At 40.4% G+C, this 13,881-nt stretch carries 9 protein-coding genes and 1 pseudogene; 3 read left to right on the forward strand and 7 right to left on the reverse strand.

Annotated elements, in window-relative coordinates; translation table 11 throughout:
- Nucleotides 1-173: 173 nt before the first annotated feature.
- The 3 genes from BV375_RS16130 to BV375_RS16140 all read right to left on the reverse strand — a co-directional run bounded on the left by BV375_RS16130 (nt 174) and on the right by BV375_RS16140 (nt 4,735).
- A complete protein-coding gene (locus tag BV375_RS16130; protein WP_086762191.1) occupies nt 174-2,876 on the reverse strand; it encodes a peptidase domain-containing ABC transporter in 2,703 nt (900 codons plus the stop codon).
- Nucleotides 2,825-3,583, reverse strand: coding sequence for a peptidylprolyl isomerase (locus BV375_RS16135; protein ID WP_086762192.1), 759 nt, complete (start codon nt 3,581-3,583; stop codon nt 2,825-2,827). Before BV375_RS16135 ends, BV375_RS16130 begins: the two co-directional genes overlap by 52 nt.
- Before the next feature lie 354 nt (nt 3,584-3,937).
- Nucleotides 3,938-4,735 (reverse strand): TIGR00297 family protein, encoded by a 798-nt coding sequence (locus BV375_RS16140; protein WP_086762194.1) that lies wholly within the window; start codon nt 4,733-4,735, stop codon nt 3,938-3,940.
- Between the two features lie 404 nt (nt 4,736-5,139).
- On the opposite strand from BV375_RS16140, the gene BV375_RS16145 reads away from it, so the two are divergent.
- Nucleotides 5,140-5,571 carry a VOC family protein gene (locus tag BV375_RS16145; RefSeq protein WP_086762196.1) on the forward strand — a complete coding sequence of 144 codons (432 nt, stop codon included), beginning with the start codon at nt 5,140-5,142 and terminating at the stop codon, nt 5,569-5,571.
- Here the strand turns inward: BV375_RS16145 and BV375_RS16150 are convergent.
- Complete coding sequence (locus tag BV375_RS16150; RefSeq protein ID WP_086762198.1) at nt 5,501-6,169, reverse strand: triacylglycerol lipase; 669 nt, start codon at nt 6,167-6,169, stop codon at nt 5,501-5,503. The genes BV375_RS16145 and BV375_RS16150 overlap by 71 nt on opposite strands.
- A gap of 421 nt (nt 6,170-6,590) precedes the next feature.
- Here BV375_RS16150 and BV375_RS16155 point away from each other — a divergent pair, with 421 nt between their 5' ends.
- Nucleotides 6,591-7,199 (forward strand): hypothetical protein, encoded by a 609-nt coding sequence (locus tag BV375_RS16155; protein WP_086762200.1) that lies wholly within the window; start codon nt 6,591-6,593, stop codon nt 7,197-7,199.
- Between the two features lie 19 nt (nt 7,200-7,218).
- Here BV375_RS16155 and BV375_RS16160 read toward each other — a convergent pair whose 3' ends face one another.
- From BV375_RS16160 to BV375_RS16170, 3 genes and pseudogenes are all read right to left on the reverse strand, one after another.
- Nucleotides 7,219-8,310 carry a tetratricopeptide repeat protein gene (locus BV375_RS16160; RefSeq protein ID WP_086762202.1) on the reverse strand — a complete coding sequence of 364 codons (1,092 nt, stop codon included), beginning with the start codon at nt 8,308-8,310 and terminating at the stop codon, nt 7,219-7,221.
- A gap of 121 nt (nt 8,311-8,431) precedes the next feature.
- Entirely contained in the window at nt 8,432-9,151 is a 720-nt protein-coding gene (locus tag BV375_RS16165; RefSeq protein ID WP_086762203.1) for a 16S rRNA (uracil(1498)-N(3))-methyltransferase, read from the reverse strand.
- A 212-nt stretch (nt 9,152-9,363) separates the two neighbouring features.
- Nucleotides 9,364-9,627 (reverse strand): annotated as a pseudogene (locus tag BV375_RS16170) (transposase); the annotation flags it as partial.
- Nucleotides 9,628-10,385: 758 nt separating this feature from the next.
- Here BV375_RS16170 and BV375_RS16175 point away from each other — a divergent pair.
- Nucleotides 10,386-13,463, forward strand: coding sequence for an amino acid adenylation domain-containing protein (locus tag BV375_RS16175; protein ID WP_086762205.1), 3,078 nt, complete (start codon nt 10,386-10,388; stop codon nt 13,461-13,463).
- Nucleotides 13,464-13,881: the final 418 nt, after the last annotated feature.

Raw genomic sequence — 13,881 nt, forward strand, 5'->3', positions numbered from 1 at the left:
TTTCCTAAGCTCCATGAATATGGTGTTTTCTCATGAACCATTTAGGATTGCTATAGTAAGCTAATGCCCGTCTAAATCGGGCAATTTTTTGTAAAGATCGTAATGATATAACAACAAATGACAAATGATAGAAGACCCTGATTAGCGAACATCCAGCTTTATTTAGGGCTACCTTAAATGTTTGCCTGCTGCCTTTGATAAAGTGACCAGTACAACCCCTTTTGTTGTAACAATTGTGGGTGAGTACCACGTTCTGCAATGACACCTTGCTCCATCACCAAAATCAAATCAGCACGTTTGAGAGGGGCAAAACGGTGTGCAATCAGAAACACAGTGCGGTTAGCGGAAATTTTTTGCAGGTTTTGCAATACTTGCTGTTCAGTTTCACTATCTAAAGCACTGGTGGCTTCATCCAAAATTAAAATCGGTGCTGAGGAGAGGAACAACCGCGCTAGGGCTATACGTTGTCTCTGTCCGCCAGATAAGGCTGTACCACGTTCTCCAACATTTGTTTCATAACCGTAGGGTAATTGACTGATGAAATCGTGAGCTACGGCTAGCCTTGCAGCTTCTACTACTTGCTCTGCGGTAATATCGGGGTTGCCAAGGGTGATATTTTCTAAGATGGAACCGTTGAATAAAAAGTCTTCTTGGAGAACTACACCAATTTGTTGCCTTAATGAAGCTAAATCAGCACTTTTAATATCAAAACCATCTATTAGAATACGTCCTGATTCAATTTGATAAAGGCGTTGCAACAATTTAGACAAGGTACTTTTACCAGAACCACTGCGCCCGACAATACCGACAAATTGCCCAGGTTCAACATTAAAAGAAATACCACGTAAAACTGGTTCAGTATTTGCTTGATAGCGGAAAAATACTTGCTCAAAAGTAATTTGTCCGTTCAATGCTGGTAAAACTAAACCTGTTCCTGCTTCTGCTTCGGGAGCAACGTTGAGAATATCACCAATTCGGTCTACAGAAAGTAGAACTTGTTGTAGGTTTTGCCACAACTGCACTAAGCGTAACAATGGCCCAGTGACTCTTCCCGATAACATTTGAAAAGCCACAAGTTGACCAATGGTGAGTTTTTGATCGATGACTAATTTGGCTCCAAACCACAGAATTAGCAACGTGGATAAATTGGTGAGGAAGTCACCGAGATTGCTGCTGATATTGGAGGTGGTAGAAGCTTTGAAACTGGTGCGAATGAAGCGAGCAAATAAACCTTCCCAGCGATCGCGTGCTACTGGTTCGGCTGCATGAGCTTTAACTGAGTGGATTCCGGTAACTGTCTCTACCAAAAACGATTGACTATCAGCACTACGGTTAAAGGTTTCGTTGAGCCAATTGCGAAGAATTGGTGTAGAAACTATCGTTAATGTCGCAAATAGCGGCAGTACTGCCAAAGCCACAAAGGTAAGTGGGATATTGTAATAAAACATCAATGCTAAATACACCACAGCAAAGATGCTATCCAAAATCACCGTTAAGGCTGTACCTGTGAGAAACTGGCGGATTTGTTCTAGTTCTTGAACTCTGGCTACTGTGTCCCCGACGCGCCGCGATTCAAAATAAGCTAAAGGCAAACGCATTAAGTGGCGAAATAGCTGTGCCGATAAACTTAAATCTAAACGCCGCGCTGTATGGGTGAAGATAAATAGACGCAGAATGCCGAGTACAGCTTCAAATATTGCTACCAGTAAAAGTGCGATCGCCATGACATCGAGAGTCGGTAAACTCTCTTGCACCATGACTTTATCTATGACGACTTGGGTAATTAGCGGTGTTGTTAACCCCAAAAGCTGCAACGTCAAAGACGCGAGCAATACTTCGCCTAGTAATTTCCGATATTTCCAAACTGCGGGAGTAAACCAACTGAGGTTAAATTTTTCTTGCTGGGAGATGAGTTCTACTTGCCACATCTGCCCATCCCAAGCCGCTTCAACCACTGATTGGGGAAGACTTTCGCAAGTGCGATCGCCATTTAGGGGATTGGCTATAATCAAGCGATCGCCTTTAACTCCATAGGCGACTACCCAGGTAGGAGTCGATTGAGAATCGGAATTCCACTGCATTAAAGCTGGAAATGACAACTGGCGCAAATCGCTCCAACTCATTTGCAACCGCTGCAACACCAACCCTAACTTTTCTGCTGCTTCGACAACATTTTTTGGGCGTTGTCCTCTCAGTTGACGTTGTACCCATTCCAGTTTCACAGCATTATCCAAATGTTGCGCCACCATTGTTAAACAAGCGGCGGCTGTATTCCAGCTAGCAACGAAAGGATAATTAGAGATTGTTGGCGTAGGTGGCTGGGGAATGGGGACTAGGGACTGAGAAATGGGCTGAGGCGCAGAGGAAAGGGAGGGAAGATTTTCTCCCTTGCTTCCTGCTTCCTGCTCCCCTGCTTCTTCAACTCCCTCATCTTGTGAAGCTTGCCAAAAGCTTTCCATTTCTGGCGTTAAAACTTCTATCCACAGTGCTGTTTCCCAACACACTACTATTACTTCTTTACTAGCAGCTACAGCTTTGCACTCTACAGATAACTTTTGTAAGTCACCAAACCAGTCTCCTGGTTGTAAAGCTGCTAACGGCTTGCCAACATCTTCTTCTCGCAAGCGAACTTTACCAGTAACAATAAAAAACTGGTAACCTCCGGTTTTGGTTGACCAGATTTTTTCCCCAAGACGATACCGACGAATTTCTGATTGATTTTGTAATCGGGATTGTTGTTCAGGAGTAAGCCAGCATAGCGGCGGTTGATTCCACGGTACAGAAGCTAGCACGTTTATTTGTAGAGATTGATTATCCAGAAGTTTTATTTCACTTGTAGTTTGACTGTCAGCTTTTGAATTTTCTCTGCTAGCCATTTCTCAAACAATTCATTTTGTAGTGCTTGCTTTAATTGAGTATCTTCTAAAGAGGCTGGCAGAAATTGTTCTAATCGAAACAGACCATAACGTCCGTCGAGTTCTATTGGCCCAATCAATTGTCCAGGAATTGCTGCATCAATAGCAGCCCTTAATGTATCTGGTAATGTTCCCCGGCTGATTGGCCCCATCATGCCATTGACAATGCGATCGTCTGCTAGTGAATACTCTTTAGCTAGTTGCTCAAAACTACCTCCTTCTTCGATTTGAGTTTGTAGTTCTTCACTGAGTTCGCGATTATCAACAAAAATCCTCGAAAGTACCACCCTGTCAAGATAAATTTTGCGTTCAATGAAATACTCGGGGAGTTTTGGTTCTGTAATTAAAGCTTTCAGTTTTTCTAACTTAAAGCCAAAGGCAATTGATGCGTGAAATGTAGCGTAATCTGTGCCATTTTTCTTTAACCATTCTTGAAAAATTTGGGGTTCAGTTAGTTGATTTTTGAGACGAAAATCAATAATTGTCTGTTCTGTTAAAGCCGAACTGATATCAATATCGTCTCGGATACTGATTTCTAGCTCAATTATGTACTGGCGGATAATATCGCCAATAAACTGCGTCAATTTGCCAGAGGCTTGCAGATATTTTACTGCTTGTTCAATAGAAATCGGTCGGTTATCAACAGTTAAAAATGATAAAGATTCCATAAACCTGTTACGTAGAAAAATTTTTAATACTTTATACAAACATATCTGTAACAGTATAGATATAGCTAATATTATTGGTTAAATCCGACACCAAAAATAATTTTCTAAATTAATTTAGAAAATTATTTTTAATATTTACTGATATTATCTAATCAGAAAGGAATTGCCAAACTCAGCTTTTACCTACTTAAAAATCTTGCATATATTTATATCTTTCAGAGATAAGTATGTGAGTGAAAATCATCCTATGTTGATTCAAAAATGTAAAAGTACCTGACACTTTTACAAATGATCGATGAGCAATGATAAATGACAACCCTTAAAAATTAGCTTTATTTGGACTAATCTACTTAACTAAGCAATGAGACTTGTCGATGCGAAGGCAAGTAACATAGCAGCGATCGCACCAATAAAAGTATTGAGAATATTGACCACTTCATTGGTTAGCCAAGTATATTTAGATTGTAGTGTTGCGCCAATTACACTTTCTAAACTCGTAGCTATCAAAGCAGCGATCGCACACCAAACTACCCCCAAAAGGTCAATCAAACCTACTCCCCAACCCAAAAAGGCGATCGCAATTGAAGCAGCAACACCAGCTAATGTTCCTTCTAAACTAACTGCTCCTTCTGTCCCGCGAGGTACTGGTTGCATTGTGGTAATTAAAAACGTTCGTTTACCGTATGCTTTACCCACCTCACTAGCACAGGTATCAGAAAGTTTGGTACTGAAACTCGCTACATAGCCTAACAAAAGTAGAGATTGGAGACTGAGGGATAGAGACTGGGAAATGGAAGCAAATAATCCTGCATTTAACATTCCGATTCCTAAAGCACACAGCGCCGCAATTAATGCCGAACCCCAGACGTTTTCCGGTCCTCTAGCACCAGAACGCTTTTCAGCAATGCCTTCGGCTTCCTTTTGGGCTATACCTATACGCGTCACCCCAGAACCAACAAGAAAATAGAATGCTACTACTAGATACCCCCGCCAACCCAATGTTCCCCAAATAATTACGCCCAATACCCAGGCGTGGAATAATCCAGCTGGTGTAAGCAGCTTTTTGGGAGCAATCCAAACTAAACCTAGCAAAATTGCGTTTAATCCGACTCCCACTAACCAAGGATTTGCAGAATCAAAGAAAGAGAGCATCAGCAATACATCACAATTAGTTTGTCCCGAATATCAACACAATAGCGAATTTATCACTTTGATGCTTAATCCTTTCGACCCCATAATTTAAGAATTACAGATTTTTCCTCCTCTCTCCGGATAAAGCTAATACCCCTTTATGCAATTCAAGATTGAATCGTCCATTTAGCATGGGGAATTGTGGAGCCAGTGCGTTCCGGGAGGCGTTTCCGTACTCCTTCTCCTGCAAAGACCCTATGCTTAGCGAGGGCAGGCTGCGCTTACGCCAACGGAGAACCTATAAATGTGCCAAGCGCGGCTTGCCTTTAGTATTGGACTCTTGACTCTTATTCAAAATTAGTATAATTGGGTGATCAAGAATACATTATAAATAGCATCAACAACTAGTGTTCTAGGCAAAAGCTATGAACAAAACTTTTTTTCATCTTGCCTTCCCTGTAACCAACATTGCCGAGACAAAAGCATATTATGTCAATGGCTTGGGCTGTATTCCTGGTCGTGAAAACCCCCACGCCTTAATTCTCAATTTGTACGGTCATCAGTTGGTAGCCCATGTCACCAAAGAACCTTTGACACCGCAACGCGGGATCTATCCCAGACACTTCGGGCTAGTTTTTAGCTTAGAACAAGACTGGCAAGATTTACTAGAAAGGGCACAACAGCAAAAGCTACTTTTTAGAGAAGAACCCAAAAACCGCTTTGTTGGTTTACCTCTAGAACATCACACCTTCTTTTTAGAAGATCCCTTTTACAACTTAATGGAGTTCAAATATTATCGTCACCCAGAGGCAATTTTTGGAAGTTCTGAGTATTCGCAAATTGGGGATAGGGTTTAATCGGCTCTGTCAATGTTTCTGCTACTACTGACAAACACCTAGAATCTGACAGCATCCAAGGGTGTAATGCCACAGGCAGTATCACCTCTTTTCCCACTGGTATTTGTGAACTCTTGGCTGGAACTATCATCAAATCATAAGGAGTCCAGATTGATGTAAAATTTAGCTCCTTCAACATCGCCATATCAGAATTCAAATCCTTGAGAAAAGCACTGTTGGGGCGCATTTGCACACAACCTGGTCGTTGGGAACCATAAGCAATTACAGTGCCGTTGTGAGGCGAAGAAATCGTAATAAACCGCTGTACACGCTTAATTCCCTCAAGTCGCTGGATATAATAACGACTGACAATTCCTCCCATACTGAAAGCAACTAGATCCAGTGGTAGTTCTGCTGGAAATTCTTTGGCTACATAATCGGCTACCTGTTTTGCCAACTCATCTAAACCAACCGCACCATTATTTGGCACTAGATCTAAGGCATATACAGACCAACCTAGTTGTTTTAAATATTTCCCCAATCTATAGAAAACTGCCCCTGTGTCATCAATGCCATGTACTAACAACACGGGATTTCGCTGCTGATTGTTAGTGTTCATTTCCAAATCTCTGCCGATCGCTTCTGTAGAAAATTTAACTGAGTCCCATTGTTACCTACAAATAACCTATGACACTCGTTTGGCTGGTTAAACACATTAGCTTGCATTTAACTAACAATCGCTATTTAGAAAATAAATAATTGTTAATTTTTATTACGCTACCTTTCAGAATCTTGCCCTGAGTTACAGTAAAATTTAATAATTAATTCTTAGTGTATGCATTGTATGCAAATTGCAGGTACTTGCAAAAATCAGTTTAAAAGACTTGCGCTGTATTATTACTACAATGTTAATTAAGTACAAACTCAATAGTGGTTGTCATTGTAATTTTGGATAATACAAGTAAAAAAATGTAACATAATGTCGTAATTTTTAACAATTACGGTCAAAATTTCAGATATAAAAGGCAGGAGAGATTGTAATGGATTTTATCAAAAAGTTGATTTCAGGTATTGTCAGTTTTCTGACTGGACTATTACCGGGGAAAAATAAGAAAAGCAATGGTTACTACTTGGAACTCGATGAATCCAAGGATGCAAACCCTCTAGCTGCGGTTAAAGAGGCTGCTAAAGAAGTAGCAGATAATGCCAAGAAAGCAGCAGAAAGCGTTGCCGAGAGTGCTAAGAAAGCAACAGAAAGCGTTGCCGAGAGTGCTAAGAAAGCAACGGAGACAGTAGCAGATAATGCTAAGAAAGTACCAGAAACCGTTAAATCAGATGCCTCTGCGCCATCCAAGCCAGCATCATTGAATGGTACAAAAGCTGCTGCATCTAAATCTAAGAAAAAATCAGATAAAGAGCCAAAACCAGCAGATGTCAAACTAGTCCAGACTGCTGAAGGTCTGACGATTGAACCAGGCAATAATGAAAAAGCCGCATCAGCCAAAGTAGTCAAAGAAGCACCAAAAGAAACCACCTTTGCACCCAAATATGTTGCAGCTTCTTCTGGGAGCACTAACGGTCGCCGCCGTCCAGGAGCTAATATGAGTGCTTACTTAGATATGGCTCGTCAAGTCAAAACTCCTGGCTAAATTTACGCATTAAGCATTGCTAATTATCCCCATCTGTTTTCTGGGTGAGGTTTGAAAATACAAGTCCACTATATAAATGAAATGCTGGGTCCCAATTAGTCTTATCCCTACGAAAGAGGTGAATGTGAGACTGGATGTTACCCAGCATTTCTGTTTGATCTAATATTGTCTGTGCAAAGGGTGTGAAATCTGACCAGACTTTGACTTGAGGTAGTTGTTGCTCAAGCCATTCTCCTAAAAGATTCCAATTAATTCTGATGGTATTTTGGCTAGTTTGAGGAGTGATTTCTAACCCTTTGTGGAATTCATAGCCCTTGTCAGAAAGTCGCAAAATGCTACGCCTACCTGGTAAGTGTAAATCACAAAATTGCGCATAGTCTTGGGTTTGAGTTTTGCGTTCTAGTTTACGGTGCGCATCAACATCTACAACTTGCTCAAAAATAGGCAATAGTCCGGTCACCCGTGCTTTAACTTCTGACCAGTTAAATGTCAGAGAACCGACTTGATTTGCCTGATTACTGCAAACAACAGTAGTAGTAGCGGCAGATTCTACAAAATAATTGACTTGAAAAACTTGAATTTGACCAATTGCAGCGATTGTTGCCCAAAAGCAAGGAATCCCAGCTTTCTGTAGTTGTGTACCGTAAAACTTGAGTTCTCCTATTTGTCCAGTGCGATATAACTTCCAGCCGCGACTGGGTAAAGTTAACCTTGCAGTGTAGGCGTCAATTTGCAATATCTGAGCAAATTTAGGGGCTGCTTGGGCTTTTAGTTCATTACTCAGAGGTTCTAAGACGAGTACGCCTAATTCTGTATTACTAGGTTCAGTTGTTGCTTGGGCGATCGCTCTTTGTCTTGCTTCTTGCTCTATTTCTTTAAGTCGCTGCAAACCTTGACGTGCTTGCGCCAAGATTTTGGTATTGGTTGTACTTTGCAGCAGTTGTCGGTAAATTTTTTCTGCATCTTGTAACTTTTTTGATACTTCATGCAGCCGTCCCAGATAAAATTGCACCCAAGGATTTTCCGGTGATTCTTTTAACAGCTGTTTGAGTAATTTAGCAGCGGTGTGATAGTCTTTACGCTCAAAGGCAGTGGCAACTTGCTCAATCATCACTTTATTTACATCCACGCGGAAAGAATGTCTCGCGCCTTAGCGCCTTGGCGCAGCAGTCGCTACAAGTCGGGGAAGCCGCCCAACGCGCTGCCTTGTCTATACGTGAGATATACATCCTTTATACTTCATATGCTGCGGTAATTAGTGATAAAGCCACTACTGGCGCTGTTACAGCTCGTAAGATGCGACGGCCAAGGGAAACTGCTTGAAACCCCGCCGCGATCGCACTGTCTATTTCTTCTTGTGTCCATCCTCCTTCTGGACCTGTGGCAATAATTAGCTCTTGATCATTTGCCATTTGTCCTTTGTGAGGTAAGCAATCTTTGAGGTGCGGAAAGTTACCACGCGCTTCACAGATATATTGCTGGCTGTTTTCAAATGACAAACTACTGCTAAAAGCCACAGGTTCTAAAATTGTCGGTACAAAAGCCCGCTCCGATTGTTCCGCAGCTTCCGCCGCAATCCGCCGCCAGCGTTCGAGTTTTTGGGGACTGGGTTGCAGTAAAGTGCGATCGCTCAATACTGGGGCAATAGTTGTCACTCCCAACTCGGTACAACACCGCACTACTTCATCAAATCCATTACCTTTGGGTAAAGCTAGCATCAGCGTAATTGATACAGGTAACTCAGTTTCTACCACCAGTGGTTCTAATACCTGTCCTTGCTCCCCTGCTAGCTGCGTCAACCACCATTTACCCCTACCATCCATAGCAATAAAGTGATCGCCCTCACGCAACCGCAACACCCGTGCTAGATAGTGTTGTTGCTCTTTGGTCAGTGAAATTTGCCCTTGTTGGAGTTGAGAGGGTGCGATCGCTATTCGCTGTAGTTGAGACATAAAACTAATACGGTTCAGTTAAGAAGATTTATCTGTTGAAGCAGGTAGGGGAGAGAAAAAAAGTTTATCTGAACTATATTGAGGTATAAGTGGTAGTCCTAAATCAAGAACATTGGCACAAAAAAGCAACTTCTTTTAGATGTTGCGGACACTGAACAATATAGCCAACTCCACCATCGCCTCATAAGAGACCATTGATAAAGTAAATCTTTTGCGATCGCACTGGGTTGAGTTGACTTTCCCATCTTTTGACGCACTTGGTCACGCAGAGTATGATTCATCTGCTCCCAAATACCCCGTTTTTGCCACTTACGATAGTAGCTGTAAACCGTCGAACTAGCTAGAAAGACTCCCGGAAGCATATCCCACTGACACCCCGTTTTCAAGTGGTAGTATATTGCGTTGCATACTTCCCGCATATTGGTTGTTCGAGGATGTCCGTAAGTTTGGCGGAAAATTTCAATAAGTCTGCGAATTTGGTAAGTAAATTTTACTTAGTCTGCAAATCCAGTTTCACTAATAGGACTTACGCAAAAGTCACGGAATTCCGTCATTACGAGCGAAGCGACGTAATCGCCTGAAATTCTGGGATTGCTTCCCTACACTACGTTCCGGTCGCAATGACAAATTTTGCTTGCGTAAGTCCTGACTAAGTCCGAAACAAATACGCGAAAACCCTGATTATTACCTTTAGAAAATTTCAATAAGTCTGCGAATCCACATCATAATTAGGTACTGAACAACCAGAAGTATTTAGGCAAATTAAATTAGTCATAAAATATTGACTCAAACATTTATTAAGTGAGAAATAAATGTGAAATTGAGTTTATATGGATACTTAAATATTTTTACATAGGTATTTATTATAGTCATTTGATGAACTTAAAGATTTGGCTTAGTCTCTAGATATTTCAAAAAAAACTTGTCAAAATTAGTAACTACTATCAAGTTATTTTTTGAAGAAGGTTATATGATAATTTTCCTGGATATATTAATAACAGTTTTTATCTTTCTTGTCTTTATGTTGTAGTCTTTAATTTCTGGTTTGAAGTATGCAGTTCGTTTATTATTATTTTCTTTTACAAGTGAAATCGAATTGCCATAGCTGTCAAATTATCAATTGCATGAGTGAAACTTGCTAATTTTATCTATAGCTGCTTGGAAATCTTATTGTTTTCAATATTATATCTGCCTCTAACTTCACAATTTATTGAGAAATACATACTGTAAACAAATGAATCTTCAAAATTTCCAATTCCATCAAACAGTTGTTTCTTTAATCGATTTTATTTGTCAAAAGTATCATGATGAACTGGCAATAGTTATAGAAGATCAGCAGTTTACTTACCGTGAATTACAGCAGCGGGCAGAACAGTTATCTCAGTACTTAACAGCACAGGGTTGGCTAAAACCTAACACTTTAGTTGGACTGTGTATAGAACCTTCTTTTGAAATGGTTATTGCTATCTATGCCATTTTAAAAGCAGGCGCAGCTTTTGTTCCCCTTGACCCAGATTTACCTCGTCAGCGGCTCAGTTACATGATTACTGATGCTAAATTAACCACGATTCTGACACAGCAAAAGTTTGCTTTTGATATTGAGCCAGCGATGCGGCAGAGTGGTTTGAATGGGCAAATGTGTTTTTTGGACACCCCTACTGCCTGGCAACCGTTAACTACATCTTCTGCATTAGGTTCAATAGTAGAGCCTGAGCAACTAGCTTACATTATTTATACTTCTGGCTCTACAGGTGTACCGAAGGGAGTAATGCTTACCCATCAAGGTTTACTAAATCTTGCCCAGGCTAGCTGTAATACTTTTAATATCAAACCAGGCTTGCGTTTACTTCAGTTTGCCTCCATCAGCTTTGATGCAGCAGTGTGGGAATTAGTCACAGCATTATCTGGTGGGGCAACTTTGGTACTGGGTGCAAGAGAGCAAATGCTTCCTGGGCAACTATTGGCAAACTTCATAGCTAGACAGCGGGTGCAATGGGTGATGCTACCTCCTTCTGTACTCGCAACGCTGACACCATTCCGTGACCAGTTACCTGATTTACAAATGGTGGTGGTAGGTGGTGAAGCTTGTCCTGTATCACTTGCCAAAGCATGGGTTTCACCCCATACCCGCTTTTTTAATGCCTATGGCCCAACAGAAATAACAGTTTGTTGCACAATTTACGAATTTAAGCAACAGGATATGAGTCTGCCTATTGGTTATCCGCTGCCAAATGTAGAACTCTATATTCTAGATGAAGAACTTAAGCTTTGTAATCGTGGTGACAAGGGGGAGTTATATGTAGGTGGTATGGGGGTAGGCAAAGGCTATCTAGATAAACCTGAGATTACAATTACTCGTTTTCTAGACAATCCTTTTGGTGTGGGCAAAATATATAAAACTGGTGATATCGTTTACGAAGATCCGCATGAACCTGGGCTGTTACACTATGCTGGGAGATCCGACCATCAGGTCAAAATTCGGGGCAAGCGTATAGAAATAGAAGCAATCGAAATGATACTTGCCCAGCATCCTGGCGTACAAACGAACGCAGTCAAAGCAATTAGAACTACACGAATAGAAACTAGCGATATGCCAGAAAATTATGGCGTATCAATGCTTGTCGCATATATCGTTCCCAAACCCGGACAGTTTTTGATAGAAAAGCACCTGCAACGTTTTGCCGCTGAACAACTACCAGATTATATGGTGCCTGCGCGTTTTGTCTTCATGGACGAATTGCCTTTGTTACCTAATCGCAGTAAAGTAGACCGGAATGCTTTACCAGAACTGCCCGAAACTCCATCTTTCCTAACTGATACGATGGATAACTCTCTTCAAATTGCGGTAGTTTTTGATGAAGCTTTAGAGTTGCCTACCGGAACTTGCAAACCTCATACTAATTTCTTTGAGATGGGTGGCAGCTCACTGTGCATAGCTCATGTATTGTATGCACTCGATCGCGATTTTGGTGTAACCCTTCCTTCTCGCTTAATTTATGAATATCCTACACCATCAGGTTTAGCACAATTGTTAGAACAGTTTAAACTTAAAAGCGAAAGTGCAGCTAATGATAGACATATTGATTTACAAGCAGAAGCGAGACTTTCTCCAGATTTGAATACATCTATTTGGCAACAGCCACCACAAGTCAAGTATGACTGTGCATTTATAACAGGTACAACAGGTTTTCTTGGCGCACACTTATTATATGAACTGCTTACAAAAAGCAACTATCGCAAAGTTTATTGCTTGATACGAGCAGAAAGCGATACAAAGGCCATGAAAAGATTGTATGCAACCTTTGACCAATATCAGCTACCCACAACAATCTTAAAGCAAGTAATTGTAATTACTGGTGACATCCGACAACCACAGTTACAACTACCAACAGCATTATTTGACCAACTCGGTGAGGAAGTCGATCAAATCTATCATGTAGCTGCTGACACTAATTACATCAAACCTTATTCGCTAATTAAAAAATCTAATCTAGATGGAACTGCGAATATTCTGACTTTGGCAGCGCGTCAACGGCACAAAATATTGCATTATATATCCACTGCGTCTGTTTATGGCTCAATAACTTCATTACTAAGTATTAATGAAGTACCGGAAGATTTTGATATTGATTTTAGCTTACCAATTATGTCTGTAGAGTTTGGATATGTACGGGCAAAATGGGCTGCTGAACGTATGGTCAGGTCAGCAAAAGAAAAAGGATTAGCAGTCTCTATATATCGTCCTGGCTTTATTTCTGGACACAGACAAACTGGAGTTGCTAACGTTAATGACACTTTCTACCGCTTTGTGAGTGGTTGTCTTGAGATGGGTATGTATCCAGACTGGCCCGAAAAATATTGGAATCCTGTACCTGTAGACTATGTTTCTGCCGTGATTGCCCATATTTCCTCAGAGGCAAAGTACATAGGTGGCAATTACAACATTGTTGTGCCTAGAGAACAGGAATTAAGTAATGTAGAAATATTTGAGTGCTTTAGGGAGTTAGGCTATCCTTTACAAAAAATTTCACCTAAAAACTGGTTGAATGCTTTATCTAATTTACCAACAATTAATCCCTTATATCCATTGATTTCTTTCTTTCAAGAGAAAGTATATCAAAACCGCAGCACTATACTGGAAGTACACCATCGTACTCCTATATGCCAAGCAAATAATACCCTTGATGCTATGCGAGGTTCTGGTATTTTGTGTCCAAAAATTGACAAGAAACTAATGAGTCAATACTTACCCAAATTTGATAAAAATTTTTCTACTAGACAACTCCAAGATATAACAGCCTTGAATTATTAGTAAAAAACTAGATGCCCAACTTTTTATAAAAAGTTGGGCATCTAGAGATTTCAATTTTAAGAAATTAAATAGGATTTTTATAGTATTAAAATGTTAAATTTATACCTCGATAAAAAGTATAATAATCTTTTATATTTGCCATACTGCTACCAATAGTTATCTAAAAAGCTTATTTTGCCAAAGAGATAGTTAATATTCGCAAACTGTGATGTCTGCAACAAGCCACTAAGAGCCTATACACATCCTAAAAACCTAAAAACAATCACAAAAACATTTGCAATTACATAAATTTTATGATGTATAGCAATCCGAATTGAAATGCGAGAAAATACGCAGATAAAAACCACGTAGCGATAAGCTTTTCAGCCATTTTCTCTCTCACAACTGATTTAGGTTTGCTATAAAAACGCAAGGTCTT

The sequence above is a fragment of the Nostoc sp. 106C genome, from assembly GCF_002154725.1.
Classification (GTDB): Bacteria; Cyanobacteriota; Cyanobacteriia; order Cyanobacteriales; family Nostocaceae; genus Aulosira.

What these genes read in the sequence shown, in the direction of transcription:
- BV375_RS16130 (WP_086762191.1), bottom strand. Translation starts at nt 2,876, where the DNA reads ATGGCTAGCAGAGAAAATTCAAAAGCTGACAGTCAAACTACAAGTGAA.
- BV375_RS16135 (WP_086762192.1), bottom strand. Translation starts at nt 3,583, where the DNA reads ATGGAATCTTTATCATTTTTAACTGTTGATAACCGACCGATTTCTATT.
- BV375_RS16140 (WP_086762194.1), bottom strand. Translation starts at nt 4,735, where the DNA reads ATGCTCTCTTTCTTTGATTCTGCAAATCCTTGGTTAGTGGGAGTCGGA.
- BV375_RS16145 (WP_086762196.1), top strand. Translation starts at nt 5,140, where the DNA reads ATGAACAAAACTTTTTTTCATCTTGCCTTCCCTGTAACCAACATTGCC.
- BV375_RS16150 (WP_086762198.1), bottom strand. Translation starts at nt 6,169, where the DNA reads ATGAACACTAACAATCAGCAGCGAAATCCCGTGTTGTTAGTACATGGC.
- BV375_RS16155 (WP_086762200.1), top strand. Translation starts at nt 6,591, where the DNA reads ATGGATTTTATCAAAAAGTTGATTTCAGGTATTGTCAGTTTTCTGACT.
- BV375_RS16160 (WP_086762202.1), bottom strand. Translation starts at nt 8,310, where the DNA reads ATGATTGAGCAAGTTGCCACTGCCTTTGAGCGTAAAGACTATCACACC.
- BV375_RS16165 (WP_086762203.1), bottom strand. Translation starts at nt 9,151, where the DNA reads ATGTCTCAACTACAGCGAATAGCGATCGCACCCTCTCAACTCCAACAA.
- BV375_RS16175 (WP_086762205.1), top strand. Translation starts at nt 10,386, where the DNA reads ATGAATCTTCAAAATTTCCAATTCCATCAAACAGTTGTTTCTTTAATC.